This window comes from Pseudocitrobacter sp. 2023LY-00077, assembly GCF_055796175.1.
Genome location: NZ_JBSPEI010000012.1, coordinates 34,120 through 60,076, shown reverse-complemented (window position 1 = coordinate 60,076; position 25,957 = coordinate 34,120). Strand labels below are relative to the sequence as shown.

The window sequence follows — 25,957 nt, the reverse complement described above, 5'->3', positions numbered from 1 at the left end:
CCATTTGATTCACGGTGAATTTTGCACAACACTGCTTATATCAGTACTCATAATCAGGATTCTCTATGTCCGCCACTCGTCCTCGCGCCCTGCGGGGCGCTTTTCCGCCCGGTACGCAACACTATGGTCGTTCACTTTTGGGCGCGCCGCTTATCTGGTTTCCCGCGCCCCTCGCCGATCATACCAGTGGGTTAATTATTGCCGGGACACATGGCGACGAAAATTCCTCCATCGTCACCCTCTCCTGCGCGCTGCGGACGCTTTCGCCCGAGCTGCGACGGCATCATGTGGTGTTAACGGTGAATCCGGATGGCTGTCAGTTGGGGTTACGCGCCAATGCCAACGGCGTTGATTTAAATCGTAATTTCCCGTCGGCAAACTGGAAAGCCGGTGAAACCGTGTATCGCTGGAACAGTTCGGCAGACAGCCGTGACGTCGTGCTGCTGACGGGGGATAGCCCCGGTTCTGAGCCAGAAAGCGAGGCGCTTTGCCAGCTGATTCATCAGATCCACCCCGCCTGGGTTGTCTCTTTTCACGATCCGCTGGCCTGTATTGAGGACCCGCGTCACACCGAACTGGGCCGCTGGCTGGCTGAATCCTTCGCGCTGCCGCTGGTCGGCAGCGTCGGATATGAGACGCCGGGCTCGTTTGGCAGCTGGTGCAACGATATTGGCCTGCACTGTATCACCGCCGAGTTCCCGCCCATCTCCTCGGATGAAGCGAGCGAGAAATATCTCGGCGCGATGACCGCCCTGCTACGCTGGCGCGCGGCAGCTCAAAGATGAAGCTGACCGGTAGTAAAATGTAACGCAGGCTCTGCATCTACCGCCAGCCAGGTTGGGCCGTCGAGATCCGCGAAGGTAACCTGCGGTGTCAAAGGTAGCGCGGCGGTAATGGCGCGCGAGGTGCAGAGCATGCAACCCAACATCAGGGAAAACCCCTGCGCGCGCGCCTCTTGCGCAAGGGCCAGCGCTTCGGTTAAGCCACCTGTTTTATCCAGCTTAATATTGACCATGTCATATCGCCCACGAAGCGCGGGCAGGCTCGCCCGCGTATGACAGCTTTCGTCAGCACAGATAGGCAGCGGATGAATAAAGTTTTCCAGCGCGCTGTCATCTGTAGCAGGCAGCGGCTGCTCAAGCATTGCCACGTTGAGATCGGCCAGCAGCTGACAGCGCGCCGCCAGACCTTCACCGTGCCACGACTCATTAGCATCAACTATCAATGTTGCATCCGGCGCAGCGGCGCGGATAGCCACCATGCGTTCGGCAATCAGACGATCGTCCAGTTTCACTTTCAACAGGCGCGCGCCGCCTTCGAAAAGCGCTTTGGCACTGGCCGCCATCTGCTCTGGTGTGCCAATCACCACGGTTTGCGCCGTAGTTACTGTTTTTGCCAGTGTCTGATGGAGCATGGCGGGTACTGTGGCTTTCGCAAGGCCAGCTTCAAGCTCCCACAACGCACAATCCACCGCGTTGCGCGCCGCCCCCGCTGGAAGTAATTGCGCAAGCGCTTCACGGGTGAGCCCCTTCTCCAGTTGTTCGCCAATCGAAACAATCTGCGCCATCACAGAAGGGATGCTTTCGCCATAGCGTGGATAAGGCGTACATTCGCCGACGCCTTTAATGCCGTCCTGCTCCAGCTCAACCACGACCACTTTCGCCTCGCTGCGGCTACCGCGCGCAATAACAAACGGTGTATGTAACGGCCACGCCTCTTCAAAAACTCTTACATTTCTCATCCCATACTCCTTACGGACAACGGTAAATAGGGTTTGCCGTGTTAACACCTGATGACATACACTAGTTTCGACGTTAATTATATGTAAACAGGAAGATTATCATGTCACAAACTGTACATTTCCAGGGCAATCCCGTTTCTGTTCAAGGCGCTATTCCGCAGGCAGGCGACAAAGCTCAACCTTTCACGCTGACCGCGAAAGACCTCTCTGACGTCGCACTCAGCCAGTATGCGGGCAAACGCAAAGTGCTGAATATTTTCCCAAGCATCGATACCGGCGTTTGCGCGGCATCCGTTCGCAAATTCAACCAGCTGGCTTCCGAGCTGAACAACACCGTTGTGCTGTGCGTTTCTGCTGACCTGCCCTTCGCCCAGTCTCGCTTCTGCGGCGCAGAAGGCCTGAGCAACGTGGTTACCCTGTCCACCCTGCGTGCGCCAGAATTCCTGCAAACTTACGGCGTGGGTATCGCTGACGGCGCACTGAAAGGCCTGGCGGCGCGTGCGGTTGTGGTTATCGATGAGAACGACAACGTGGTTTACAGCCAACTGGTTGACGAAATCACCAACGAGCCAGACTACGATGCGGCGCTGGCTGCGCTGAAAGCGTAACCTCAACGTCCTGGCTCATTAGGGCCAGGACGTATTCACGCCCGCTATCCTCGTAGACTATATGATTTTCGATATTGCAGGGGCGTCCTGGCCATATATTTTCGAAAACTGGTGATAAACCAGGCATATTCGTTAAATCCTGATTGCGCCCCCACCTCTTTGACCGACAGCCGCGTATGCACCAGCAATTCGCAGGCGTGCCGAATTCGGCGCATCACCAGATACTCCTGAAGCGTTCCGCCGGTTTCCTGACGAAAACGTCTTGAAACATGCCCTTCAGAACTGCCCATCGCTCCGGCAAGCGTTTTCAAAGAACAATGTTGTTGGAAGTGTTGTTCAATCCAGCCAATGATTTCTCGGGAAAATGCATTTTGCTCTACGACGAGCGACTCTTCCTCTTCCTGCTCGGGAAGCAGGCTTATTAACTGCATTAGCAGAAAGGCGCTGTCGTTGACGGTGGATTTAGAGGCGGAATAGCGTTTCTCAAACAGAACGAAAAGCGCTTCAAAATTTGCCTGCATGTCAGAAACATCAAAGATGCGTATCTTTTCGCCATAACGGCTGAGCTGACAAAAGCGTTTTTGCAGCCGAGGGAAATCGCGGAGATACGGCTCAAGTACCGCGCTATTAAAGTGAAGCGTTGTCCGATGATATTGGTTACGTGAATCCTGCTCGACATGAATTTTATGCACCCTGCCCGGCGGAAACACAAACAAACGCCCTGGTTTGACCGTAATTTGGTGATGTTCTGCGACGGCAATTCCCACGCCCTTGCTGATAAAAAGCAGTTCCGTACATTCATGAAAATGATAATAATCGGCAGGCGTGTTTTTCATGGGATTAAAACACAGCGCGGTTTCATCAAGATCGATCGTTTCAAGTAACGTAACATCCTTGCCGTAACCACGCCGTATTGCCATCGTATCTCATCCTGAAAAGTGACGCGTCAGTAACACACTCGCCAGCTCACCTTAAAACAATCACTTTCGGCGATCTCTTGCCGGGCAACGAATGCGCTTTGCAGCGGCCCATAAGGGCTGCACAGGGATGTCGGGGTTTTGCTGGTCTGCGCGTAACCGGTGAATTCGACAGACATGTCATCAGAAAACACCGCGCCGGTTATACTGACGTGCAACGTCCGTTTACTGTCATTAAAGAAAGTATCTTCCCGTGTAATGCAGCCCTTTTCAATCAGATAGCGTGTCCGGGAACGTATCGCGGATTCCCGCGCAGGCAATAGGCTTACTGTACCGTTGACGGCGATAACATCCATCGCATCATTATGAATAATAATTTCCCACCCGTTTTCCGTTTGCCGCTGCGTACATTCGGTAAACCATACCAGCGGGCTCAACATTCGGTTGTCACTATCACGAATGACGGGCACCCACAGCGGTCCCTCCTCGTCGGCCACGCCGCTGAGCAACCCGGCACAGAAAGGAATCGGACAGTAGGGTGAAGACGCATGATAGCCTTTATCGCCATTAATTAACGGCAGTGCAAACGAACGTTCGCCATCATGCCAGTGGAAAAGCCCGCGAATATAATCACCTTTGCAAAAGGACGTGAAAGTAAGCTGAAGCGGTGTGTTCAACCGTTGAACGCCTCTGTCTCGACCTCCCGCCCAAACTTGCTGCACATAGAGGTGCTGAACACATAAGCTGATGTTCTCGCCCACCAGCCGATGCTCGGCGCGATAAGCATCCGTCCGACGCCCGTTAAACCAGAGATTCACGCTCTGTTCATCGTGGTCAATCCAGAAGCTCAGAAACCGCTCACTGCACGCCAGAGAAAACGTTTCTGCAACCTGACGCTCCTGCGCATTTAACAGGCCAAGCTGCTGGCTGACGGCCAGAATTTCATTAAATGCACTGTCGCCGTAAGCGCCAATTGAACGCCCCCACAGGAATCCACCGCCGTCCTCTGTCAGCACAGACAGCACCAGCGTCGCGGCTTGCCGTAGCGCCATTTTTAACTCATCCGGGACCATCAGGCCGGTTTCCAGATGGCGCTGACAAATCTCCGCGATCAGCAACACGCTGTAGCGATCGTATCGCCCTTTTCCCTCTGTTTCGTCGCTGAAGCCGTTGCTGGAATGCGCGCGATAATGCTCACACAAACGCGTCAGGATTTCCTGCGAGGCGTACGCCGATTCCCACCCCAGTAGGTAGCGGAATCGCGCCACGCTGAAGGCCACACCGTAGAAATTCGTTGGAAACCGTTCGTTAAGTTGCCACGTATCTTCCTCGACCATTTCCTGCCACAGAAGCTTATTTTTCAACTGATTAAGCTGTTCTTGTGAAAACAGCGTATGCAGTCGCCCTAATGCATTAAGTTTTACCAATGCCTTAAGGAAATAATATTTCCCCCAGTTTTCGCAGGGCGCAGCAATCAGTTCAGGCCATGCGTCTGCCCACTCGGCTTGAGTCGTACCTGATTTCTCTATTAACATGGCCAACGCAAGCGCAAATTTCCCGCTGGCATAGGGGTCGCCCTTTAGCGTTAATTGATGACCAAAGCTGGATTCACCCCGCAGCGTCCTGGAGACAATAGTGGCCAGGTGCTGATAAATATCATGAATAACGTGTTCTCTTTTCATTGTTTTGCTCGTTAATGATTCGCAGCAGGATATAAAGGTGTTGATTTACGATTATTGGTAAGTAGAACAGTAGAAATAAGCGTAAAGACCAGCACGGTACTGCCCATCAACAAGTAGGTATCCGCAAAGCCAATTTTTTCATACAGAAAACCACTTAACGGTGATAATAAAACGGTGCCGACATAGTTCACACTCTGATAGCCCAACAGATACATGGTGCCATTCACTTTTTTATCAAAGTTAAACTCCAGATATTTAAACACCGAAACCAGCAGGAAGGACATTTCAATGCCCCAGGAAAGCTTGATTATCGCAATCGTTAGCGCGCTGGTGGCGAGCCCGGAGCCGATAAAACGGGCCGCGACAACGAACCCGGTAATCAGCATCCCGGCCTTTGGCCCCAGACGGTTCACAATACCGGGTGCGATCATCATAAAGATAAACTCACAGCCAAGGCTTGCAGCGCCCAGATAACCAAACATCTGGTGCCCGGCTTCTTTGCTCTTATAAAAGGTGATAAAGAATCGAGGATATTGCTGTTCCGCCACGAAAAGCACCCATACCACCCCGCAAACGTAAATCACAAAGGTCCAGAAACTGCGTAATCTGAACAGCGCAGTGACGTCTGCGAGGGTTGTCTTCTCTTTTGCAATCACCCGGCTTTTGGCCTCGTCGCTGACGTCTATCTTCATGGTCAAAACGATGATCAGAATGACGAGTGCACCCGCAGAACTGATGCCAAAGTTAATCATCGGGTTGATGTTAAAAATGTACCCGGTACTTGCCGCAGAAAAGACCGAACCTAATGCGCCCCACATACGAATCTGGCCGAATTCGAGGTCAAACAGACGGCCAAACCGGTCCAGATATGACTCCGCCGCCGCGCAGCCTGCGTAATATCCCATGCTCAGGAATACGGCGCCCACAGCAATACCTAAATAGAGCGCATTTTGCAGTAATGGTTTATAGATATAAAAAAAGAATGGGAAAACGGTGATGGAGACTAATGCAATAAAAAAGAGCAGATCTTTGCGCAACCCCAGTCGGTCAATCAGGAAACCATATACGGGTTTAATTAATACTGCGCAAAATCCATTCACGGAAAAAACAATACCAATCGCCACGCCATCAAGGCCTATCTTTTCTGATAACCAAAATGAATAGGTATCCAGCGTTGCTTTCCATGAGAAGAAATAAACCAGAATAAAAAGACTGAGCGTAATATAGATTTTACGCCGTGCTTTAACGAGATTATCGCCCTTGTTCATACTGCCCTCCTTGTTTTGGAGAGGCAACAATATTCGTGCGACTGACGATGAAATCCCATCGGGATCACAAAAAAACATGTTTTTTGGAAAACAATGCGTTTAAAAACGAAAACCAGGGCAAAAGTTTAATAATAATGATGCAAGTTTTTCTTTGTTGATACGGTGAATTCTTCCCGGCAACCGTTCGATGCCGGGAAGAAAAACAAAATTATTCTTTTGTTTTATTATTACTTAAACCGTATTCACGCAGTTTATTCGCAATCGCCGTGTGCGACACTCCAAGACGTTTCGCCAACTTACGCGTACTCGGGAAGCTGCGATAAAGCTGCGTCAGCACCGAACGCTCGAAGCGACGGGTTATCTCATCTAACGAACCTTCCATCGCCTCTTCGCCCACCGCCGTGGTGGTAACGTCATAATCCGGCAACAGTACATCATTTGGACGCAGTTCATAACCTTCCAGCTGCGTTAACGCGCGATAGACCGCATTCTTCAACTGGCGGACGTTGCCCGGCCAACCGTAACGGGTTAACACATTACTGAGATCGGCAGAGAGTTTCGGGCGAGAGATCCCCTGCTCATCGGCAAAGCGCGCCACGAACAGCTCAGTAAGCGGCATCACGTCCTGCTGACGATCGCGCAGCGGTGGCAGATTCAGCGTCAGGACGTTCAAACGATAGTAGAGATCTTCGCGGAACAATCCTTTCTGCACCAGCTCCACCAGGTTTTTCTGCGTGGCGCAAATCACGCGTACATCAACGTGCACTTCATGATCTTCCCCGACGCGGCGGAAAGTGCCGTCGTTCAGGAAACGCAGCAGTTTGGTTTGCATGCGCGGCGACATCTCGCCAATTTCGTCCAGCAGCACCGAGCCGCCATTCGCCTGCTCAAAGAAACCTTTCTTACCTTCTGGCGCGTGGCCAAACAGTTCGCTCTCAACCGCATCTTCCGGAATCGACGCGCAGTTTAGCGCCAGGTACGGTTTTGCCGCGCGTGGGCTGGCCAGGTGGCAGGCATGCGCCAGCAGGTCTTTGCCAGTCCCCGTTTCGCCGACAATCAGCAGCGGCGCTGTCAGCAGCGCCAGCTTACGCGCCTGATCGACCACATGACGCATTTTCGGGCTCACGGCGACGATCTGGCTGAATGCGCTCACATCCTGAGGAGTTTGGGTCTGTAACTGGCGGCCCATACGAACGGTCGAGCGTAGCATCACAACGGCCCCGGCCAGGATACGTTGTTCGTGCTCGCCGCTCATGTAAACCGGGGTGATTTCCAGCAAAAAGTTTTGCCCGCTGATCACCACGTGTTCCGCCTGTGTTTCCACCGGCTCGCTCTCCAGCCAGCGCTGGAAGTTGAAACCGCTGATGAGCTGGCTGGCGTTATGGTTGCGCATTTTGTCGGCGCTCATGCCAAACAACTGGCAGCTTGCCGGGTTAGTGCGTTCGATTTTGCTGCGGGTGTCGAGCGAGAGTACCGGCTCCGGCATTGCTTCAAGCAGCGCGCTTAGTGCCAGATGCTCACGTTCAGAAGGCATCCACGGCACGGTACGTACGTCGGTAACGCCCGCGATGCGGCGGATCTCCGCCATTAAGGTGCTGAAGCTGGTGAACTCCAGCTCGGCAAAATTGAGGTAGATTCGGCCAATAGGGTCAATGTCGATCCCGCGCAAATCAATGCCGCGCAGCACCAACAAATCGAGTAATTCACGTGTCAGACCGAGGCGGTCCTCACAAAAGACTTCAAGACGCATGGGAATTTTCACCCTTATAAGCCAAAGACTCGTGAATAATAAGACACTTATCGTTCGGCGGGAAGCAGGCTGTCAACAATTATTGACAGTATGGCGGAAAAAACGCCATTGCGCCGTAAAGATTTTCGTTCAGCGGGGAAATGTGCACAGGCCGACGCGCAGTCGGCCTGTTAGATGTTACTTCGCGCCGCTCTTTTGAACGACGCCTTTTAGTTGACCAATCAACTCGCGACGGAAATCGCCGAGCTTAGGTTTGTCGTTGTCGATCCACGGCAGTGGGCGACACAGTTCCATCGCCTTAATGCCCAGGCGTGCGGTCAGCAACCCGGCGCCTATCCCCTGCGCGGCGCGTGCGGAAAGGCGCGCGGCAAGATCCTGCGACATCCAGTCCATACCGATTTCGCGCACCAGTTCGCTGGCCCCGGCAAAAGCGATATTGAGCAGCACCAGTTTGAACAGGCGCAGACGGCTGTAATAACCCAGTTCAATGCCGTAAAGCGTGGCGATGCGATTAATTAAACGCAAATTGCGCCAGGCGATGAACGCCATATCCACCAGCGCCAGCGGGCTGACGGCAATCATCATGGCAGATTCTGCCGCAGAGCGGCTGATTTCCCGCCGCGCCTGCGCATCCAGCGCCGGTTGCACCAGATGCGCGTAAAGGCTGACCACTTCACGATCGTTTTGTGTTTCGTGGATCGCCGCATACCAGCGTTGCAGCGCCGGATGCGCCTGGTCGATACCCGCCTGCTGCGCCAGCTTTTCACAAAACGCACGGGCTTTACCGACGCCGTGGCTCTGCATGAGTTCTTTGGCTTCGTCCCGCTCCTGCGCGCGCTGGCGTAAACGCCATAGGCGCCGCCATTCCGTTGCCACCGACCCCACGCCCGCGCCGACAATCAGCGCCCCGGCCGCACAACCGCCCAGCGCCACCCAGTCCTGAGTTTGCCAGGCATTCATCGTCCACTGTACGCCCTGCGCCACCACGCTTATGCCAAAGATAGTCAGCCCGGCGGTGACCATCTTGCGCCACAGACTCCGTTTAGGACGCAGCACCGATTCCACAACCGCTTCCGCCTGCCCCTCTTCCGGCAGGGTTTCATCAATCACCGCAGGTGCAAACTTATCTGCGATATCGTCAGCGAAGGTTTGCGACTGCCGGAATTGTTCGCTTTTTTCCGCTTCCAGCGGGCCGTCGAAATCGATGCGCGGTTTTAACGGTTCGTTCATCGCAATTTATCTCCAATCAAAAATTCCAGCGCCGCATCAAGACGAATATGCGGAAGCGGCTGGTCAACATCCATTACCTGCGGACGAAACGCCTCAAACTGAAAGCCCTGCTTATCCCAGAACGCCTGCCCCGGCAAGCGCGCGGGAACTTCCCCCGGATAGACCGTGAGCGGCTGACCATCGCTGAGCCGATGACCGCGCAGCGCCGGGATTTTCTCTCCGTCTACGTCAATCAGCCCGCTTTGCGTCGCCTGCACGGAGGCCAGCCCCAGACAATCCATGGTGATGCCTTCAAAGGCCGCATTCTGCCAGGCATCCTGAATCAGTTGCTGTAGCAGTGATACCATGTTGCTGTGCTGATCGACGGTAACGTGATCCGCTTTCGTAGCGGCAAACAGCAGTTTGTCGATAACGGGCGCGAACAGCCGACGGAACAGCGTGCGCTGGCCGTAGTGAAAACTGTGCATTAACTGCGTTAAGGCCAGGCGCATATCATTGAAAGCCTGTGGCCCGCTGTTCAGCGGTTGCAGGCAGTCAACTAGCACTATCTGACGGTCAAAGCGCAGAAAATGCTCCTTATAGAAACCTTTCACCACTTTTTCGCAATAGTAGTTAAAACGCTCGCGCAGCATGCCTGCGTTGGTGTGTTTATCAGCCTGTGCCAGTTTCGCCTCACCGACGCCATCGACATCCGGCCACGGGAAAAACTGCAACGCAGGCGCGCCTGCCATATCACCCGGCAGCACAAAGCGCCCCGGCTGGATAAAGTGCAGGCCTTCCTGTTTGCAGGTATGCAGATAATCGGTCCACGCCTGGGCAATCGCCGCCAGACGATTTTCATCGGCGGGAGCCAGCGGATCAAGCCCTTCGCACAGCGTACGCCAATGTGCAGACCACTCGCCGCGTTGCCCCTGTAGCAGGCCAGTCATCTGCCGCGACCAGCTCAGGTAATCCTGCGCCAGCATTGGCAAATCCAGTAGCCATTCGCCGGGGTAGTCGACAATTTCCAGATACAACGTCGAAGTGTCTTTAAAGTGGCGTAATAGCGATTCATTGGAGCGAAAGCGTAATGCCAGGCGAATCTCACTGACGCCACGCGTCGGCGTCGGCCAGGTCGGCGGTTGTCCGTATAGCTGTGCCAGCCCTTCATCGTAGGTAAAGCGCGGAATGCCCATATCACGCTGCGGCACGCGCTTCACGCCAATCAGACGCTCTTCGCGCACTGCGCTCAGCAGCGGCAAACGCGCCCCGGCGTGCAGGCTTAATAGCTGGTTTACCATCGCGGTGATAAACGCGGTTTTCCCGCTGCGGCTCAGGCCGGTAACGGCGAGGCGCAGGTGTCTATCGACACCACGATTAACCAGCGCGTTGAATTCATTTTTTAGTCGCTTCATTGCGGTTCCATTATGCCCTGAAGGAAAAACGTATTAGGTAGATATTACATGAGGGTGAAAAGGAAAGATGTAAAAGCTCAAAGAAAACAATGGGCACAACCCCTGTTGTGCCGCTGGGTTTATTTTACTGTCGGTTATACCGTTTCGACAGTTTCGCTGCCGCGCGGCTCAGCAATGGCTCCAGCGCCACGGCCAGCAGCATCTTCAACGGACGTCGGGCGACGGATTTCACCGCCCAGCCAGCAACCCCTGCCGGGCCGTAACGTAACGCGGTCAGAAGCACCAGCTTACCTGCGATTTTTAAACCGGGTTTAACCTGTTGCCCGGCACGTTGCCAGCGAGTATTCATGTGTATCCTCAATTACAGTTGACGAAAACGGCTACGCAGCGAAAAAGTATCGGACGTGACGTAGCGTTCCATCTCGCGCAGACGTTGTTCGCCCGCAGCAAGTTGCGCATCCACCGCATCCAGCAGTTCACTGCTGGTGGGGCTGTTCGCCTCGCCCATCGCACCTTCCGGCATCGGATCAAGCGCGAAAGTCAGAATGATGTAGGCGACGACCACAAAGAAAAACAGGCCAAATATCATCGCCAGCACGGTAATAATCCGCACCAGTTTTACCGGCACATCGAGGTAGTGCGCGATACCTGCGCAAACCCCTTTCACCATGCCCTGCTGGGGAATGCGCCACAATTTTTTATTAAAATCTAAGGCCATTATTTATCCCTCCAGTTCGGGTGCTCGGCATCCAGAATTGCTTCCAGCGCCTGAATGCGTTCACGCATACGCTGAGCATCATCGGTGAGCCGTAACAGACGTTGCTGCTCATTTTGCGTTAATCCACTGCTGCGCGAGCGGTTGCTGTAATGCAGCCAAATCCACACCGGCAGAACAAACAACACAAATAATGTCAGCGGAATGGCAAGAAAAAGCGCGCTCATAGGTACTCCTTACAATGATGAGCAGCGGCACGCCGCGTGCCGCCTGAATAATTATTGGTTGTCCTGCTTCATTTTGGCTTTCAGCTGCGCCAGCTGTTCGCCGATTTCATCATCGGCTTTCAGCTCGGCAAATTGCTGATCCAGCGACGGTTGTTTGCCGAAACGGTGGCTCTCAGCTTCCGCTTCCATATGGTCGATGCGGCGCTCAAAGGATTCAAAACGCGCCATCGCCTGATCGAGTTTACCGCTGTCTAACTGACGACGCACATCGCGGGAAGAGTTTGCCGCCTGATGACGCAATGCCAGAGCCTGTTGACGAGCACGCGTTTCGCTCAGTTTATTTTCCAGCTCGCCAATCTCTTTCTTCATGCGCGCCAGGGTTTCATCCACCAGCGTAATTTCATGTTCCAGGGTGGTGATTAAATCGGTCAGCTTCTGCTTTTCAATCAATGCCGCACGCGCCAGATCTTCTTTCTCTTTACGCAGTGCCAGTTCGGCTTTTTCCTGCCATTCGGCCTGCTGTGCAAAAGCTTTCTCAACGCGACGCGTCAGATCTTTCTTCTCTGCCAGCGCACGCGCCGACGTAGAGCGCACTTCCACCAGCGTGTCTTCCATTTCCTGAATCATCAGACGTACCAGTTTTTGCGGGTCTTCCGCTTTCTCCAGCAGGGAGTTGATGTTGGCGTTCACGATGTCGGCAAAACGAGAAAAGATACCCATAATATAGTCCTCATAATTTCTGTTTTAGGCATTAGCCTGCTGTATGGATAATACAAGTCGCGTGCCAACTTTGTATCTTATTGATTCTGCTAAGGGTGATTGAAATTTACCCGCTTTAGACGTAGAGTGAATTAGCGAATTACACTAACAAGTGGTGAATTTCATCATGGCAGAATACAAAGACAATCTTCTCGGCGAAGCCAACGGCTTTCTGGAAGTGCTGGAGCAGGTTTCACGCCTCGCGCCACTGGATAAACCGGTTTTGATCATCGGTGAACGCGGTACGGGGAAAGAGCTGATTGCTAACCGTCTGCATTATCTCTCCTCCTGCTGGCAAGGGCCGTTTATCTCGCTTAACTGCGCGGCGCTAAATGAAAATCTGCTCGATTCGGAATTATTCGGCCATGAAGCAGGCGCATTTACCGGCGCGCAAAAGCGACATCCGGGGCGTTTTGAGCGCGCTGATGGCGGCACACTGTTTCTCGATGAACTGGCGACCGCCCCTATGCTGGTGCAGGAAAAACTGCTGCGCGTAATTGAATATGGTGAGCTGGAGCGCGTCGGCGGCAGCCAGCCGTTGCAGGTTAATGTGCGTCTGGTGTGCGCCACCAATGCCGATTTACCACAGATGGTAGAAGACGGTACGTTCCGCGCCGACCTGCTTGATCGGTTAGCCTTTGACGTCGTACAGCTCCCACCGCTGCGCGAGCGTCAAAGCGACATCATGCTGATGGCAAACCACTTCGCTATTCAGATGTGCCGTGAACTGGGGATGCCGCTGTTTCCAGGCTTCACCGAGCATGCCCGTGAAACTTTGATGGGCTATCGCTGGCCAGGCAATATTCGTGAACTGAAAAACGTTGTAGAGCGCTCCGTTTATCGACATGGCAGCAGCGAAATCCCGCTGGACGACATTATTATCGATCCTTTCCAACGGCGAAGTGAGCTAAAAGCCGTGGAAAAAAGCAGCCAAAACACGCCTGAATTACCGCTCGATTTACGCCAGTTTCAATTGGATCAGGAAAAAGATCTGCTGCAAAAGAGTTTGCAGCAGGCGCGGTTTAATCAGAAGCAGGCGGCGGAATTGCTTGGGCTCACCTATCACCAGTTACGGGCGTTACTGAAGAAGCATCAGCTTTAACGCGATGCTGAAGCTGAATCAGCGTCAGGTTGCCGCAAAACACGGCGCCCGTATCAATGTAGAGCTGATTGGCGGATTTAAAGGGTTTACGTACAGGCGTGTGGCCAAAGAAAAACTGATCGGCCCCACCAATCAAACTCATGGAACCGCGCTGGGCGCGATTGATACGCTGGCGGTTCCACACAACCTGAAAAGGGTCAACCGGTTTGTTGAAGGCATAATGGTCATCCGGGTAGTCCGCGTGACAGATAACCATTTTTTTATCCCCGGTCACCACTTCGATAATCAATGGTAATTCGGCAATACGATACAGCAGCGTTTTCACGCGATTTTGCTCGTTCACATTGAGGTCAAAATACCATCCACCACCGTTGGCCACCCACAGATTTGCGTGACCGTTCCCCTCCAGGGCGTCCAGCATCATCTCCTCATGATTACCGCGCACCGCCCGGAACCAGGGCTGATTCAGCAACATCAGGCATTCTACATCTTCACTTCCCCGATCGATTAAATCCCCCACCGAAATCAGCAGATCCTGCATAGGCTGAAACGCCACGCGGTCAAGATGTTGCATCAATAATCCGTAGCAGCCGTGGAGATCGCCCACCACCCAGATATTGCGCCAGAGGTCGCCATGAATACGTTGATAGAGGCTCATTGTCACCTCCCGACGTCGTCGATAAGATGAAAAAAGGGGTTAGGTAAAGTTTAGGCCACTTAGTCGTTGATGAGGACGAACCTCGCGTTCGAAAAACTCACTACATCTACGAATGATTGTGATCGTATAATCACTTATCTTTATCAATCGAAACCCCATTATGCGCGCTAAAACCTTTCGCTATAGCTTCACGATTTTTTGCTGTGTAACGATCCTGTACCTGCTTTTCATCTTCAATCGCGTCTATATCGGCGTTTTTTTGCACGAATGCGTGTGGGTGGTGCTGCTTTTCTCCGGGGTAATGTCCTGGTTTAATCGACCACGGAAGCGGATTAAAAAACAGCGTCTGTAAAATCGATGAATTTCGCAGCCATAGGCTTTTATATTCCGTATTTTGCCCAATTCGGCGACACCAACCCTGCAATCTGGCGGCTTTTTCAGCAGTTGTTTTCAGACATTTGTACCTGAGCGCCTGAAGTGCGATACACTTTGCAGATCACTCTAAAATACAAAAGAATTATGCGCCTGAATTTGTCATCACTCCTGGCAGCGTTAGGGTTAGTTTGTGGTCAGGCGATTGCCGCGCCGCCCGCTTCCCTGCCCGCCAATGCCGACATTCGCGATAGCGGCTTTGTCTACTGTGTCAGTGGACAGGTCAACACGTTTAACCCGCAAAAAGCAGGCAGCGGTCTTATTGTCGATACGCTGGCGGCCCAGCTTTATGATCGCCTGCTGGATGTCGACCCGTATACTTATCGTCTGGTACCGGAACTGGCGGAACGCTGGGAGGTGCTGGACAACGGCGCAACCTACCGCTTCCACCTGCGTAACGACGTACAGTTCCAGACCACCCGCTGGTTTAAGCCGTCCAGAAATCTCAATGCAGACGATGTCGTCTTCACCTTCGAGCGTATCTTTGACCGTAATCACCCATGGCATAACGTCAATGGCGGCAACTTCCCTTATTTCGACAGTTTACAATTCGCTGATACGGTTCAGAGCGTGCGTAAACTCGACAGCCACACGGTAGAATTCCGTCTTAATCGCCCGGATGCCTCCTTCTTATGGCATCTGGCGACCCACTATGCTTCCGTCATGTCATCAGAATATGCCAACCAACTGGCGAAGCAGGACCACGAAGAGCTGCTCGATCGCCAGCCTGTGGGCACCGGGCCATTCCTGCTCGATGAGTATCGCACCGGGCAATATATTCGGTTACAACGTCACGAAAATTTCTGGCGCGGCAAGCCCCTGATGCCGCAGGTTGTTGTTGATTTAGGCTCCGGCGGTACCGGTCGCTTATCGAAACTGCTGACCGGTGAGTGTGATGTGCTGGCCTGGCCTGCCGCCAGCCAGTTAACCATTCTGCGTGACGACCCACGTCTGCGCCTGACGCTGCGTCCAGGGATGAACATCGCCTATCTGGCGTTTAATACCGATAAACCACCGCTGAATAATCCGGAAATTCGCCACGCGCTGGCCCTATCAATTAACAACCAGCGCCTGATGCAGTCTATTTATTATGGTACGGCGGAAACAGCGGCCTCAATTTTGCCTCGCGCCTCCTGGGCTTACGATAACGAGGCTAAAATTACTGAATACAATCCGGAAAAATCACGCCAGTTGCTGAAGTCGCTGGGTGCGGAAAACCTGACGCTTCAGTTGTGGGTGCCGACCAGTTCCCAGGCGTGGAACCCCAGCCCACTGAAAACCGCCGAACTGATTCAGGCCGATATGGCGCAGGTTGGCGTGAAGGTAGTGATTGTGCCGGTTGAAGGCCGTTTCCAGGAGGCGCGCCTGATGGATATGAACCATGATTTGACGTTGTCCGGTTGGGCGACAGACAGTAACGACCCGGACAGTTTCTTCCGCCCGTTGCTGAGCTGCGCGGCCATATCCTCGCAAACCAACTTTGCCCACTGGTGTAACCGCGAGTTCGATGACGTACTGCGTAAAGCCCTGGCCTCACAACAGCTGGCGTCGCGCATCGATGCTTACGATGAAGCCCAGCAGATTCTGGCGCGCGAATTGCCGGTGCTGCCGCTGGCCTCATCACTGCGTTTACAGGCCTATCGCTATGATATTAAAGGCCTGGTGCTGAGCCCGTTCGGCAACGCCTCGTTTGCGGGCGTCTCGCGTGAGAAAGAAGAAAAGGTGAAAAAGCCATGATCATTTTTACCCTTCGTCGTTTGCTGCTTCTGCTGGTGACGCTCTTCCTTCTTGCGCTGGTCGGCTTCAGCCTGAGCTATTTCACGCCGCATGCGCCTTTACAGGGCGCATCGTTCTGGAATGCGCTGGTGTTCTGGTTTAACGGCGTACTGCACTGGGATTTCGGCGTTTCGAGCATCAACGGCCAGCTGATTTCCGAACAGCTTAAAGAGGTTTTCCCGGCGACGATGGAGCTGTGTATCCTCGCCTTCGGTTTTGCCCTACTGGTCGGTATTCCGGTGGGAATGGTAGCCGGTATTACGCGCAATAAATGGCAGGACAAATTAATCAGCGCGCTGGCGCTGGTCGGTTTTTCTGTGCCCGTGTTCTGGCTGGCCCTGCTGTTCACCCTTTTCTTCTCGCTGACGCTCGGTTGGCTGCCGGTTTCCGGGCGTTTTGATCTGCTTTATCAGGTCAAAAGCGTGACCGGATTTGCACTGATTGACGCCTGGCTCTCTGATTCGCCCTGGCGTGAAGAGATGATTGCCAGCGCGCTGCGTCATATGGTGCTGCCGGTTCTGACGCTGGCGGTGGCTCCGACAACCGAAGTGGTGCGTCTGATGCGTTTAAGCACCATGGCGGTATTCGATTCCAACTACGTGAAAGCCGCCGCGACACGCGGCGTCTCCCGGTTAACCATCTTGCGTCGTCATGTGCTGCATAACGCGCTGCCGCCGGTAATCCCGCGTTTAGGGCTGCAATTCTCCACCATGCTGACGCTGGCGATGATTACCGAGATGGTCTTTAGCTGGCCCGGGCTGGGACGCTGGATGATTAACGCGATTCGCCAGCAAGATTACGCCGCGATTTCTGCGGGTGTGATGGTGATTGGCGCACTGGTGATTGTGGTAAACGTCATCTCTGATATTTTGGGTGCAATGGCTAACCCTCTGAAACATAAGGAATGGTATGCCTTACGATAGCGTCTACATCGAGAAGCGCCCGCCCGGTGCGCTGCGTACCGTGTGGCGTAAATTCTACGGCGACACTACCGCGATGATTGGCCTTTACGGCTGCGGCGGGCTGGTGCTGCTGTGCGTATTCGGAAGCTGGTTCGCGCCGTATGGTATCGATCAGCAGTTTCTCGGTTACCAACTGCTGCCGCCGTCGTGGTCGCGCTATGGCGAAGTCTCCTTCTTCCTTGGCACGGACGATCTCGGCCGCGATGTGCTAAGCCGCTTGCTTAGCGGTGCTGCACCGACCGTGGGCGGCGCCTTTGTGGTGACGTTGGCCGCCACGCTGTGTGGGCTGGTTCTCGGCGTTCTCGCCGGGTCAACGCATGGCCTGCGTTCCGCTATGCTGAACCATATCCTCGACACCCTGCTCTCTATTCCGTCATTGCTGCTGGCGATTATCGTCGTCGCGTTCGCCGGGCCGCATCTGTCGCATGCCATGTTTGCCGTCTGGCTGGCATTGTTACCGCGCATGGTGCGTTCCATTTACAGCATGGTGCACGATGAGCTTGAGCGTGATTATGTGGTGGCCGCCCGTCTGGATGGCGCATCAACGCTGAATATTTTGTGGTTCGCGATTTTGCCAAATATCGCGGCGGGTCTTGTGACAGAAATCACCCGCGCGTTGTCGATGGCGATTCTGGATATTGCCGCGCTCGGTTTTCTCGACCTTGGCGCGCAGCTACCGTCTCCGGAATGGGGCGCGATGCTGGGCGATGCGCTGGAACTCATCTACGTTGCGCCGTGGACGGTAATGCTGCCAGGTGCGGCGATTATGATTAGCGTACTGCTGGTTAACCTGCTGGGCGACGGTATTCGCCGTGCCATTAACACGGGGGTGGAATAATGCCGTTACTGGATATTCGTAATTTAACCATCGAGCTGAAAACCAACGAAGGCTGGGTGAAAGCCGTTGACCGCGTCAGTATGACGCTGGCTGAAGGTGAAATTCGCGGGCTGGTTGGCGAATCCGGCTCGGGGAAAAGCCTGATTGCCAAAGCGATTTGCGGCGTCAATAAAGATAACTGGCGCGTCACCGCAGACCGCATGCGCTTTGATGATATCGACCTTCTACGCCTCTCTAACCGAGAGCGTCGCAAGCTGGTCGGTCATAACGTGTCGATGATTTTCCAGGAGCCGCAATCCTGTCTCGACCCGTCAGAACGCATCGGTAAGCAGCTCAAGCAGAACATTCCCGGCTGGACCTACAAAGGCCGCTGGTGGCAGCGTTTTGGCTGGCGTAAGCGTCGTGTCATCGAGTTGCTGCACCGCGTCGGGATTAAAGATCATAAAGACGCCATGCGCAGCTTCCCGTACGAGCTGACGGAAGGTGAATGCCAGAAAGTGATGATTGCCATCGCCCTGGCGAATCAGCCGCGTTTGTTGATTGCCGATGAGCCGACTAACGCCATGGAACCGACCACCCAGGCACAGATTTTCCGCCTGCTGACGCGCCTGAACCAGAACAACAACACCACGATTCTGTTGATTTCGCATGATTTGCAAATGCTCACCAAATGGGCGGATAAAATCAACGTCATGTATTGCGGGCAAACGGTGGAAACGGCGCCCAGTGAAGACCTGGTGACCATTCCCCATCATCCGTATACGCAGGCATTAATTCGCGCCATCCCTGACTTTGGAAGCCCGATGCCGCACAAAAGCCGCCTGAATACCATGCCGGGCGCGATCCCCTTGCTGGAGCAGTTGCCGATCGGCTGCCGCCTGGGGCCGCGTTGCCCTTATGCACAGCGGGAATGCATAGAAACGCCGCGTTTGACCGGTGCGAAAAACCATCTTTTCGCCTGTCATTTTCCGCTGAACATGGAGAGAGAGTGACGTGGTCGAAACATTACTTGAAGTGCGCAATCTGAGTAAAACTTTCCGCTATCGTACTGGCTGGTTTCATCGTCAGACGCTTCAGGCGGTCAAACCGCTCAGCTTTACGCTGCGTGAAAAACAGACGCTGGCGATCATCGGCGAAAACGGCTCGGGGAAATCGACGCTGGCGAAAATGCTCGCCGGAATGATTGAGCCGACCACCGGTGAGCTACTGATTGACGATCATCCCCTGCACTATGGTGATTACTCCTTCCGTAGCCAGCGTATTCGTATGATTTTCCAGGACCCGTCAACGTCGTTGAATCCACGTCAGCGAATTTCGCAGATTCTCGATTTCCCGCTGCGCCTGAACACCGAGCTCGAAGCGGAGGATCGCCGGAAGCGAATCATTGAAACGCTGCGTATGGTTGGGCTGCTGCCGGATCACGTCAGCTATTACCCGCATATGCTGGCGCCAGGACAGAAACAGCGTCTGGGGCTGGCGCGCGCGCTGATTCTGCGTCCTAAAGTGATTGTCTGCGATGAAGCGCTGGCCTCGCTGGATATGTCGATGCGCTCACAGCTGGTAAACCTGATGCTGGAGTTGCAGGAGAAACAGGGTATTTCATATATCTATGTGACCCAGCATTTAGGCATGATGAAGCATATTAGCGACCAGGTGCTGGTGATGCACCAGGGTGAAGTGGTCGAACGCGGCAGTACCGCAGATGTGCTGGCGTCACCGCTGCACGACCTGACTAAGCGCTTGATCGCTGGGCATTTTGGCGAAGCATTAACGGCAGATGCGTGGCGAAAAGACAGATAATTGTCAGCCACCATTGGCAAAGTTTTCACGTCCAATCCGACAGAGATGAAGTGGTCGGATTAACTCTCCCGGCGACTCATGCTAGAATCGCCGCGATTTAACGACGGCTCGCCGTTTTCAGGCAGGTCGCCATAACAATGAATATAAGGATTAAAAGCTATGGGTTTTCTTTCCGGTAAGCGCATTCTGGTGACTGGCGTTGCCAGCAAACTGTCCATCGCATACGGTATTGCGCAAGCGATGCACCGTGAAGGGGCTGAACTGGCGTTCACCTATCAGAACGAGAAACTGAAAGGCCGCGTAGAAGAGTTTGCTGCACAACTGAACTCCAGCATCGTGCTGCCGTGTGACGTGGCTGAAGATGAAAGCATCGAATCCCTGTTCACTGAACTGGCGAAAGTTTGGCCGAAATTTGACGGTTTCGTTCACTCCATCGGCTACGCGCCGGCTGACCAGTTAGATGGCGACTATGTTAACGCCGTCACCCGCGAAGGCTTCAAAATTGCGCACGACATCAGCGCATACAGCTTTGTTGCAATGGCGAAAGCCTGCCGCAGCATGCTGAACCCGGATTCAGCTCTGCTGACCCTGTCCTACCTGGGTGCAGAACGCGCGATTCCTAACTACAACGTGATGGGTCTGGCTAAAGCGTCTCTGGAAGCTAACGTTCGCTACATGGCTAACGCTATGGGCCCGGAAGGTATCCGTGTTAACGCCATCTCTGCGGGCCCGATCCGTACGCTGGCGGCTTCCGGTATCAAAGATTTCCGTAAAATGCTGGCGCACTGCGAAGCGGTTACCCCGATTCGTCGTACCGTTACCATTGAAGATGTGGGTAATTCTGCTGCATTCCTGTGCTCCAACCTCTCAGCCGGTATCTCCGGTGAAGTGGTTCACGTTGATGGCGGCTTCAGCATCGCTGCAATGAACGAACTGGAACTGAAATAAGTTCTTTACCCTTCCGCGATGGCGGAAGGGTTTCCCCTCCCCCGTTTTTCCCTCTGTTATTCCAGTAAGTTATTAATTAGCACCGAACAATATTTTCTCCTATCGCGCGCTTACGCCAGGATATTTATCCATAACGATCCGGTGTTGCCTCTCATTCTTGCATCGGTTCGCCACTTACCATTCAAGGAATGCCCATGGAGCAACGCCGCGCTTACGGTAAAAGCCACTGGTATCATGAGACCCAGTCCCGATCGCAACACAGTGATGTTCTGCCCCTTGTGCCTGAAGCCGCTCACGTTGAAGACCGTTTTTTATTGGGGCTGTTGCTGCCGGAATCGCTACAACGCGACTGTACTCCCTGGCTTAACGCCTGCCGGAATCTGGCGAATAAACTGTTCCCGGATGAAGTTGCGGTCAGCCGCTTACGGACATTCAGCGCCTATGACCGCCTGAGCAGCGCGCTGACGGTCGCACAGGTCTGCGGGGTACAACGGCTCTGTAATCACTATGCCGCCCGCCTGGCGCCGCTCCCAGGCCCTGATTCGTCACGCGAAAGCAACCATCGCCTTGCCCAGATTACCCAGTACGCCCGTCAGCTTGCCAGTTCCCCTTCTGTAATCACGCCTCTGGCACGACAGCAACTCGACGAAGTCGGGTTAACCACCTATGACATTATTTTGATTAATCAGATTGTGGGTTTTGTCGGCTTCCAGGCGCGAGTAGTGGCGATTTTTCAGGCCCAACTGGGGCAACCCGTTCGCTGGATACCCGGCATGCCGACACAGGAAGATGCCGCCGCTGAAGTGTTCGTGGCGACAGAAAGCGAATGGCTGAGCGATTTGCCCGCCGTCGATGCGCGTTATGCAAGCAAAACCCAGGCGCAATCGCTCCTGCGCTGGCAATCACAGCCGACGCTGTATGCGTTAGCTCCGCTGTTAGCGCACGAGGAAACAATTCTGGATTGTCTTGGGCAACTCATCGGCACGCTGCCCGCAAATCCTCCCTTGCACGCGCTGGCGGCGCTGGTCCCTGCACGCATTAACGGCAGCGTGAGCTGTTTCAATCACTACAGCGCGCAATGGCAAGGCGCCCGCGGGCTTCCCGATGCTATTCGTAATGGCGATCGTGCTGTACAGGCGTGGTGTCATCAATATCCGCGCGAACAGGCCGTGACCCAGGCTATTGGCCTGTTAACGCGCGCGCCTGACCGTTTTAGCCCTGCACAATTTGCGTCACTGACGGATAACGGAGTCAGCACGGAAGAGAGCACGACGCTCCTCGCCTGGAGCGCGCTATTTGGCTGGTTAAATCGATTGCGGATCGCGCTGAGAAGCGAGCGGCAACCTGCGTAAAAGGATGAAAGAGCGCTTGCCGCAACAGTGAGAATCGCGTAAAACTGTCAGCCGCTCTTTTGGCCAAGAAAATACATCATTATGCTTCAGGATAACCCGCTGCTCGCGCAGCTAAAACAGCAACTTCACTCCCAGACGCCGCGTGCGGAAGGGGTTGTCAAAGGCACGGAAAAAGGTTTCGGTTTCCTCGAGGTCGATGCGCAGAAAAGCTACTTTATTCCGCCGCCGCAGATGAAAAAAGTGATGCACGGCGATCGCATTATCGCTGTGATCCATTCTGAAAAAGAGAAAGAGAGCGCCGAACCGGAAGAACTGGTTGAGCCGTTCCTGAGCCGCTTTGTCGGGCGCGTGCACCGCAAAGACGACCGTCTCTCAATTGTTCCCGATCATCCGTTGATCAAAGATTCTATTCCGTGTCGCGCCGAGCGTGGCGTGGATCACGATTTTAAAGAAGGCGACTGGGCTGTTGCAGAAATGCGCCGCCACCCGCTGAAAGGCGATCGCACCTTCTACGCAGAACTGACCCAGTTCATCACCTTCGGCGACGATCATTTCGTGCCGTGGTGGGTAACCCTCGCCCGTCATAATCTGGAAAAAGAAGCGCCGGACGGCGTAGCGACAGAGATGCAGGATGAAGGGCTGGAACGTCGCGACCTTACCGCCCTCGACTTTGTCACCATCGATAGCGCCAGCACCGAAGATATGGATGATGCGCTGTATGTGGAAGAAGCCGCCGACGGCAAGCTGAATTTAACCGTGGCGATTGCCGACCCAACCGCATGGATTGTCGCAGGCAGCAAGCTTGATAACATCGCCAAAGTGCGCGCGTTTACCAACTATCTGCCGGGCTTTAACATCCCGATGCTGCCGCGTGAACTGTCCGACGACCTCTGCTCGCTGCGCGCCAACGTGGTTCGCCCGGTGCTGGCCTGCCGCATGACGCTGGCCGCCGATGGTACCATCGAAGACAATATCGAATTCTTCGCGGCAACCATTGAATCGAAAGCCAAGCTGGCCTACGACGATGTTTCCAACTGGCTGGAAAAAACCGGCGAATGGAAACCCGACAGCGAGAGTATCGCGCGTCAAATCACGCTGCTGGAACGTGTGTGTCAGCTACGCAGCGAATGGCGTAAAACCCACGCGCTGGTGTTTAAAGACCGCCCGGACTACCGCTTCGTGCTGGGTGAAAAAGGCGAAGTGCTGGATATCGTGGCTGAACCCCGCCGCATTGCGAACCGTATCGTCGAAGAGTCAATGATTGCGGCTAACATCTGCGCGGCTCGCGTGCTGCGTGACAAGCTCGGGTTCGGTATTTATAACGTGCATACCGGTTTTGACCCGGCGAACACGGAAGCGCTGGCGGCGTTGCTGAAAACGCACGACGTCCATGTCGATCCAGAAGAAGTGCTGACCCTGAATGGCTTCTGTAAGCTGCGTCGTGAGCTGGATGCCCAGCCGTCAGGCTTCCTGGATAGCCGCATCCGTCGCTTCCAGTCGTTCGCTGAAATCAGTATCGATCCAGGCCCGCACTTCGGTCTGGGGCTTGAAGCCTACGCAACCTGGACTTCCCCGATTCGTAAGTATGGCGATATGCTCAATCATCGCCTGCTGAAAGCGATCATTAAGGGTGAAAACGCTGAGCGTCCGCAGGATGATGTTACGGTCCAAATGGCAGAACGCCGTCGCCTGAACCGCATGGCGGAACGTGATGTCGCTGATTGGTTGTACGCGCGCTATCTGCACCCGCAGGCGGGCAAAGAGACGCGCTTCGCGGCAGAAATTATCGATATCAGCCGTGGCGGTATGCGCGTGCGTCTGGTCGACAATGGCGCCGTCGCCTTTATTCCGGCTCCGTTCCTGCACGCCGTGCGTGACGAAATGGTTTGCAGCCAGGAAAACGGCACCGTACAGATCAAAGGCGAAGTCGCTTACAAAGTGACTGACGTTATCGATGTGACCATCGCCGAAGTGCGCATGGAAACCCGCAGCGTCATCGCCCGTCCGGCGGTTTAAGCCCGACTAAACAGCGGCTTCGTTAAACGAAGTCGCTGTTCACTTAATGTTGTATCGTCTGCCATTTTTTTCTCTTCTCTTTTGCCGCTATTTTTAGCATCATTGATTTCATTCAAATTTCTAAACAGGGTTACACCATGTCCAATCTTGATGCGCATCAGGTTGCTCAACGTATTGATACCGTTCTCGATATCCTGGTGGCAGGTGATTACCACTCTGCAATCAATAACCTGGAAATTCTTAAAGCTGAACTGCTGGCACAAATTGCCGATCAACAAGCTACGCAAACAGGTCAGCCTAAATCCCCGTGGGAAATCTGACACCGCTCACCTCGCGAAAATGCGCCTGCGCGTTTTCGCCCCGACTTTTGATACGTAATTAATTATGAATGCCCGACAACAATCCATCCTACAGATGGTTATCGATAAAGGCCGCATGAGCGTCGCCGATCTGGCTAAAATGACCGGCGTCTCCGAGGTCACCATCCGTCAGGATTTGAACCTGCTCGAGAAAGAGAGCTATCTGCGCCGTACCCACGGCTTTGCGGTTCCGCTGGACAGCGAAGACGTAGAAACCCGCATGATGAATAATTTTGCGCTTAAGCGCGAGCTGGCAAGCTTTGCCGCATCACTGGTGCTGCCGGGCGAAACGGTGTTCATCGAAAACGGCAGCAGCAATGCTCTGCTGGCGCGTACGCTTGCCGAGCAACCGGATATCACGATTATCACCGTCAGCAGCTATATCGCTCACCTGCTTAAAGAGATGCCAGCAGAAGTTATCCTGCTTGGCGGTATCTACCAGAAGAAAAGCGAAAGCATGGTTGGCCCGCTGACTCGCCAGTACATCCAGCAGGTTCATTTCAGCAAGGCGTTTATCGGTATCGACGGCTGGCAGACTGCAACGGGCTTTACGGGCCGCGACATGATGCGTGCCGACGTAGTAAATGCGGTTCTGGAAAAAGAGTGTGAAGCAATTGCGTTGAGTGACAGCAGCAAGTTTGGTGTCACCCACGCGTACCCGCTGGGGCCGATGACGAAGTTTAGCCGGGTGATCACCGATGACGGGCTGGCGGCGGAGCAGCAGGCTCAACTGGAGTGTTCCGGGCTGAAGGTGGATATTGTTAAGCGGCCATAGGCAATTGTGCGTTCCCCTCACCCCGGCCCTCTCCCACAGGGAGAGGGAGAAAAACGCACGAATATTTAAATAGTGCTCGGTCGGTTCCCTCTCCCTATAGGAGAGGGTTAGGGTGAGGGGCCTTTCCCCTCACAAAACATCCATTCCTCGTATTGATCTCCCCCACTTCGCTATGAGATTTTTCCGAAGGTCCAATTAGGACTTTTTACCTGTCTAATATGCGATAAAATCGTAGAATTAATGTTAGCGATATAACAGGAAGTAACTATCACTTGCGTGACTAAGTAACAGTTCTACAACCTGCGCAACATGCTTCACGACATAAGCCGTTTTTATCTCTGGCCCGCGGCTAAAATTAAAATAGGCTTTTTCCGTGAATCGAATATTCAGGAGAAAATACGATGACTTCAATGAACAAAAAAATCACTGCAGCGGTTATTGCTGCCACTTTAGTAATGTCACTGAGCGCATGTTCAAACTGGTCCAAACGCGACCGTAACACAGCTATTGGTGCTGGCGCAGGCGCGCTGGGCGGTGCAGTATTAACTGACGGCAGCACCCTGGGTACCCTGGGCGGCGCGGCAGTCGGCGGGATTATCGGCCACCAGGTGGGCAAATAATTAATCGTCCGTATATTTGAAATAAGAA

At 53.9% G+C, this 25,957-nt stretch carries 27 protein-coding genes; 14 read left to right on the top strand and 13 right to left on the bottom strand.

Annotated elements, in window-relative coordinates:
- Window positions 1-65: 65 nt before the first annotated feature.
- Window positions 66-785 (top strand): murein tripeptide amidase MpaA, encoded by a 720-nt coding sequence (gene mpaA / locus ACWWFX_RS16335; protein ID WP_276221523.1) that lies wholly within the window; start codon window positions 66-68, stop codon window positions 783-785.
- On the opposite strand, the gene ycjG is transcribed toward mpaA, so the two are convergent.
- Entirely contained in the window at window positions 776-1,741 is a 966-nt protein-coding gene (gene ycjG / locus ACWWFX_RS16330) for an L-Ala-D/L-Glu epimerase (protein WP_015964608.1), read from the bottom strand. The genes mpaA and ycjG overlap by 10 nt on opposite strands.
- Before the next feature lie 101 nt (window positions 1,742-1,842).
- On the opposite strand from ycjG, the gene tpx reads away from it, so the two are divergent.
- Entirely contained in the window at window positions 1,843-2,349 is a 507-nt protein-coding gene (gene tpx, locus ACWWFX_RS16325; RefSeq protein ID WP_015964609.1) for a thiol peroxidase, read from the top strand.
- A 44-nt stretch (window positions 2,350-2,393) separates the two neighbouring features.
- On the opposite strand, the gene ACWWFX_RS16320 is transcribed toward tpx, so the two are convergent.
- From ACWWFX_RS16320 to pspA, 10 genes are all read right to left on the bottom strand, one after another.
- Window positions 2,394-3,269, bottom strand: a complete 876-nt coding sequence (locus ACWWFX_RS16320; RefSeq protein ID WP_473224267.1) for an AraC family transcriptional regulator — start codon at window positions 3,267-3,269, stop codon at window positions 2,394-2,396.
- A gap of 26 nt (window positions 3,270-3,295) precedes the next feature.
- Entirely contained in the window at window positions 3,296-4,948 is a 1,653-nt protein-coding gene (locus tag ACWWFX_RS16315) for a hypothetical protein (RefSeq protein WP_473224266.1), read from the bottom strand.
- Between the two features lie 11 nt (window positions 4,949-4,959).
- A complete protein-coding gene (locus ACWWFX_RS16310; RefSeq protein WP_473224265.1) occupies window positions 4,960-6,216 on the bottom strand; it encodes an oligosaccharide MFS transporter in 1,257 nt (418 codons plus the stop codon).
- Window positions 6,217-6,424: 208 nt separating this feature from the next.
- Window positions 6,425-7,966 (bottom strand): transcriptional regulator TyrR, encoded by a 1,542-nt coding sequence (tyrR, locus tag ACWWFX_RS16305; protein WP_276221533.1) that lies wholly within the window; start codon window positions 7,964-7,966, stop codon window positions 6,425-6,427.
- A gap of 177 nt (window positions 7,967-8,143) precedes the next feature.
- Window positions 8,144-9,196 carry a TIGR01620 family protein gene (locus tag ACWWFX_RS16300; RefSeq protein WP_473224264.1) on the bottom strand — a complete coding sequence of 351 codons (1,053 nt, stop codon included), beginning with the start codon at window positions 9,194-9,196 and terminating at the stop codon, window positions 8,144-8,146.
- Window positions 9,193-10,590, bottom strand: coding sequence for a YcjX family GTP-binding protein (locus tag ACWWFX_RS16295; RefSeq protein WP_276221537.1), 1,398 nt, complete (start codon window positions 10,588-10,590; stop codon window positions 9,193-9,195). Before ACWWFX_RS16295 ends, ACWWFX_RS16300 begins: the two co-directional genes overlap by 4 nt.
- Window positions 10,591-10,714: 124 nt before the next feature.
- Window positions 10,715-10,939 carry a phage shock protein PspD gene (gene pspD, locus ACWWFX_RS16290; protein ID WP_015964613.1) on the bottom strand — a complete coding sequence of 75 codons (225 nt, stop codon included), beginning with the start codon at window positions 10,937-10,939 and terminating at the stop codon, window positions 10,715-10,717.
- A 12-nt stretch (window positions 10,940-10,951) separates the two neighbouring features.
- The gene (gene pspC, locus ACWWFX_RS16285) at window positions 10,952-11,311 is read right to left on the bottom strand and encodes an envelope stress response membrane protein PspC (RefSeq protein WP_276221567.1); all 360 of its coding nucleotides are present in this window, start codon (window positions 11,309-11,311) and stop codon (window positions 10,952-10,954) included.
- Window positions 11,308-11,532, bottom strand: coding sequence for an envelope stress response membrane protein PspB (gene pspB / locus ACWWFX_RS16280; RefSeq protein ID WP_015964615.1), 225 nt, complete (start codon window positions 11,530-11,532; stop codon window positions 11,308-11,310). Before pspB ends, pspC begins: the two co-directional genes overlap by 4 nt.
- Before the next feature lie 51 nt (window positions 11,533-11,583).
- On the bottom strand, window positions 11,584-12,252 hold the full coding sequence (gene pspA / locus ACWWFX_RS16275; protein WP_276221541.1) for a phage shock protein PspA: 669 nt from the start codon (window positions 12,250-12,252) through the stop codon (window positions 11,584-11,586).
- A 166-nt stretch (window positions 12,253-12,418) separates the two neighbouring features.
- Between pspA and pspF the strand changes: the two genes are divergently transcribed.
- Window positions 12,419-13,393, top strand: coding sequence for a phage shock protein operon transcriptional activator (pspF, locus tag ACWWFX_RS16270; RefSeq protein ID WP_473224263.1), 975 nt, complete (start codon window positions 12,419-12,421; stop codon window positions 13,391-13,393).
- Here pspF and ACWWFX_RS16265 read toward each other — a convergent pair.
- Window positions 13,347-14,051, bottom strand: a complete 705-nt coding sequence (locus tag ACWWFX_RS16265; RefSeq protein ID WP_473224262.1) for a metallophosphoesterase — start codon at window positions 14,049-14,051, stop codon at window positions 13,347-13,349. The genes pspF and ACWWFX_RS16265 overlap by 47 nt on opposite strands.
- Before the next feature lie 519 nt (window positions 14,052-14,570).
- On the opposite strand from ACWWFX_RS16265, the gene sapA reads away from it, so the two are divergent.
- From sapA to ACWWFX_RS16225, 8 genes are all read left to right on the top strand, one after another.
- Window positions 14,571-16,220: an ABC transporter substrate-binding protein SapA gene (gene sapA / locus ACWWFX_RS16260; RefSeq protein WP_276221546.1), complete on the top strand. Its 1,650-nt coding sequence runs from the start codon at window positions 14,571-14,573 to the stop codon at window positions 16,218-16,220.
- On the top strand, window positions 16,217-17,182 hold the full coding sequence (gene sapB, locus ACWWFX_RS16255) for a putrescine export ABC transporter permease SapB (protein ID WP_015964625.1): 966 nt from the start codon (window positions 16,217-16,219) through the stop codon (window positions 17,180-17,182). The genes sapA and sapB overlap by 4 nt, the downstream gene beginning before the upstream one ends.
- Window positions 17,169-18,059, top strand: coding sequence for a putrescine export ABC transporter permease SapC (gene sapC / locus ACWWFX_RS16250; RefSeq protein WP_473224261.1), 891 nt, complete (start codon window positions 17,169-17,171; stop codon window positions 18,057-18,059). The genes sapB and sapC overlap by 14 nt, the downstream gene beginning before the upstream one ends.
- On the top strand, window positions 18,059-19,051 hold the full coding sequence (gene sapD, locus ACWWFX_RS16245) for a putrescine export ABC transporter ATP-binding protein SapD (RefSeq protein ID WP_015964627.1): 993 nt from the start codon (window positions 18,059-18,061) through the stop codon (window positions 19,049-19,051). The genes sapC and sapD overlap by 1 nt, the downstream gene beginning before the upstream one ends.
- 1 nt (window position 19,052) lies before the next feature.
- Window positions 19,053-19,859 (top strand): putrescine export ABC transporter ATP-binding protein SapF, encoded by an 807-nt coding sequence (sapF, locus tag ACWWFX_RS16240; protein ID WP_015964628.1) that lies wholly within the window; start codon window positions 19,053-19,055, stop codon window positions 19,857-19,859.
- A gap of 159 nt (window positions 19,860-20,018) precedes the next feature.
- Window positions 20,019-20,807 (top strand): enoyl-ACP reductase FabI, encoded by a 789-nt coding sequence (gene fabI, locus ACWWFX_RS16235; protein WP_015964629.1) that lies wholly within the window; start codon window positions 20,019-20,021, stop codon window positions 20,805-20,807.
- Between the two features lie 194 nt (window positions 20,808-21,001).
- On the top strand, window positions 21,002-22,159 hold the full coding sequence (locus ACWWFX_RS16230) for a CMD domain-containing protein (RefSeq protein ID WP_473224260.1): 1,158 nt from the start codon (window positions 21,002-21,004) through the stop codon (window positions 22,157-22,159).
- 81 nt (window positions 22,160-22,240) lie between these two features.
- Entirely contained in the window at window positions 22,241-24,175 is a 1,935-nt protein-coding gene (locus tag ACWWFX_RS16225; protein ID WP_473224259.1) for an exoribonuclease II, read from the top strand.
- Here the strand turns inward: ACWWFX_RS16225 and ACWWFX_RS16220 are convergent.
- The gene (locus ACWWFX_RS16220; protein ID WP_473224258.1) at window positions 24,172-24,333 is read right to left on the bottom strand and encodes a hypothetical protein; all 162 of its coding nucleotides are present in this window, start codon (window positions 24,331-24,333) and stop codon (window positions 24,172-24,174) included. The genes ACWWFX_RS16225 and ACWWFX_RS16220 overlap by 4 nt on opposite strands.
- Between ACWWFX_RS16220 and ACWWFX_RS16215 the strand changes: the two genes are divergently transcribed.
- From ACWWFX_RS16215 to osmB, 3 genes are all read left to right on the top strand, one after another.
- Window positions 24,313-24,495, top strand: a complete 183-nt coding sequence (locus ACWWFX_RS16215; RefSeq protein ID WP_113856780.1) for a YciZ family protein — start codon at window positions 24,313-24,315, stop codon at window positions 24,493-24,495. The two genes, ACWWFX_RS16220 and ACWWFX_RS16215, sit on opposite strands and share 21 nt — an antisense overlap.
- A gap of 64 nt (window positions 24,496-24,559) precedes the next feature.
- Window positions 24,560-25,309, top strand: a complete 750-nt coding sequence (gene yciT, locus ACWWFX_RS16210) for a DNA-binding transcriptional regulator YciT (RefSeq protein WP_473224257.1) — start codon at window positions 24,560-24,562, stop codon at window positions 25,307-25,309.
- Between the two features lie 401 nt (window positions 25,310-25,710).
- A complete protein-coding gene (gene osmB / locus ACWWFX_RS16205; RefSeq protein WP_015964634.1) occupies window positions 25,711-25,929 on the top strand; it encodes an osmotically-inducible lipoprotein OsmB in 219 nt (72 codons plus the stop codon).
- The last annotated feature ends 28 nt before the right edge of the window (window positions 25,930-25,957 follow it).

Excerpts from the sequence above, each read along its gene's own strand:
- mpaA (WP_276221523.1), top strand. The coding sequence starts at position 66 with ATGTCCGCCACTCGTCCTCGCGCCCTGCGGGGCGCTTTTCCGCCCGGT.
- ycjG (WP_015964608.1), bottom strand. The coding sequence starts at position 1,741 with ATGAGAAATGTAAGAGTTTTTGAAGAGGCGTGGCCGTTACATACACCG.
- tpx (WP_015964609.1), top strand. The coding sequence starts at position 1,843 with ATGTCACAAACTGTACATTTCCAGGGCAATCCCGTTTCTGTTCAAGGC.
- ACWWFX_RS16320 (WP_473224267.1), bottom strand. The coding sequence starts at position 3,269 with ATGGCAATACGGCGTGGTTACGGCAAGGATGTTACGTTACTTGAAACG.
- ACWWFX_RS16315 (WP_473224266.1), bottom strand. The coding sequence starts at position 4,948 with ATGAAAAGAGAACACGTTATTCATGATATTTATCAGCACCTGGCCACT.
- ACWWFX_RS16310 (WP_473224265.1), bottom strand. The coding sequence starts at position 6,216 with ATGAACAAGGGCGATAATCTCGTTAAAGCACGGCGTAAAATCTATATT.
- tyrR (WP_276221533.1), bottom strand. The coding sequence starts at position 7,966 with ATGCGTCTTGAAGTCTTTTGTGAGGACCGCCTCGGTCTGACACGTGAA.
- ACWWFX_RS16300 (WP_473224264.1), bottom strand. The coding sequence starts at position 9,196 with ATGAACGAACCGTTAAAACCGCGCATCGATTTCGACGGCCCGCTGGAA.
- ACWWFX_RS16295 (WP_276221537.1), bottom strand. The coding sequence starts at position 10,590 with ATGAAGCGACTAAAAAATGAATTCAACGCGCTGGTTAATCGTGGTGTC.
- pspD (WP_015964613.1), bottom strand. The coding sequence starts at position 10,939 with ATGAATACTCGCTGGCAACGTGCCGGGCAACAGGTTAAACCCGGTTTA.
- pspB (WP_015964615.1), bottom strand. The coding sequence starts at position 11,532 with ATGAGCGCGCTTTTTCTTGCCATTCCGCTGACATTATTTGTGTTGTTT.
- pspA (WP_276221541.1), bottom strand. The coding sequence starts at position 12,252 with ATGGGTATCTTTTCTCGTTTTGCCGACATCGTGAACGCCAACATCAAC.
- pspF (WP_473224263.1), top strand. The coding sequence starts at position 12,419 with ATGGCAGAATACAAAGACAATCTTCTCGGCGAAGCCAACGGCTTTCTG.
- ACWWFX_RS16265 (WP_473224262.1), bottom strand. The coding sequence starts at position 14,051 with ATGAGCCTCTATCAACGTATTCATGGCGACCTCTGGCGCAATATCTGG.
- sapA (WP_276221546.1), top strand. The coding sequence starts at position 14,571 with ATGCGCCTGAATTTGTCATCACTCCTGGCAGCGTTAGGGTTAGTTTGT.
- sapB (WP_015964625.1), top strand. The coding sequence starts at position 16,217 with ATGATCATTTTTACCCTTCGTCGTTTGCTGCTTCTGCTGGTGACGCTC.
- sapC (WP_473224261.1), top strand. The coding sequence starts at position 17,169 with ATGCCTTACGATAGCGTCTACATCGAGAAGCGCCCGCCCGGTGCGCTG.
- sapD (WP_015964627.1), top strand. The coding sequence starts at position 18,059 with ATGCCGTTACTGGATATTCGTAATTTAACCATCGAGCTGAAAACCAAC.
- fabI (WP_015964629.1), top strand. The coding sequence starts at position 20,019 with ATGGGTTTTCTTTCCGGTAAGCGCATTCTGGTGACTGGCGTTGCCAGC.
- ACWWFX_RS16230 (WP_473224260.1), top strand. The coding sequence starts at position 21,002 with ATGGAGCAACGCCGCGCTTACGGTAAAAGCCACTGGTATCATGAGACC.
- ACWWFX_RS16225 (WP_473224259.1), top strand. The coding sequence starts at position 22,241 with ATGCTTCAGGATAACCCGCTGCTCGCGCAGCTAAAACAGCAACTTCAC.
- ACWWFX_RS16215 (WP_113856780.1), top strand. The coding sequence starts at position 24,313 with ATGTCCAATCTTGATGCGCATCAGGTTGCTCAACGTATTGATACCGTT.
- ACWWFX_RS16220 (WP_473224258.1), bottom strand. The coding sequence starts at position 24,333 with ATGCGCATCAAGATTGGACATGGTGTAACCCTGTTTAGAAATTTGAAT.
- yciT (WP_473224257.1), top strand. The coding sequence starts at position 24,560 with ATGAATGCCCGACAACAATCCATCCTACAGATGGTTATCGATAAAGGC.
- osmB (WP_015964634.1), top strand. The coding sequence starts at position 25,711 with ATGACTTCAATGAACAAAAAAATCACTGCAGCGGTTATTGCTGCCACT.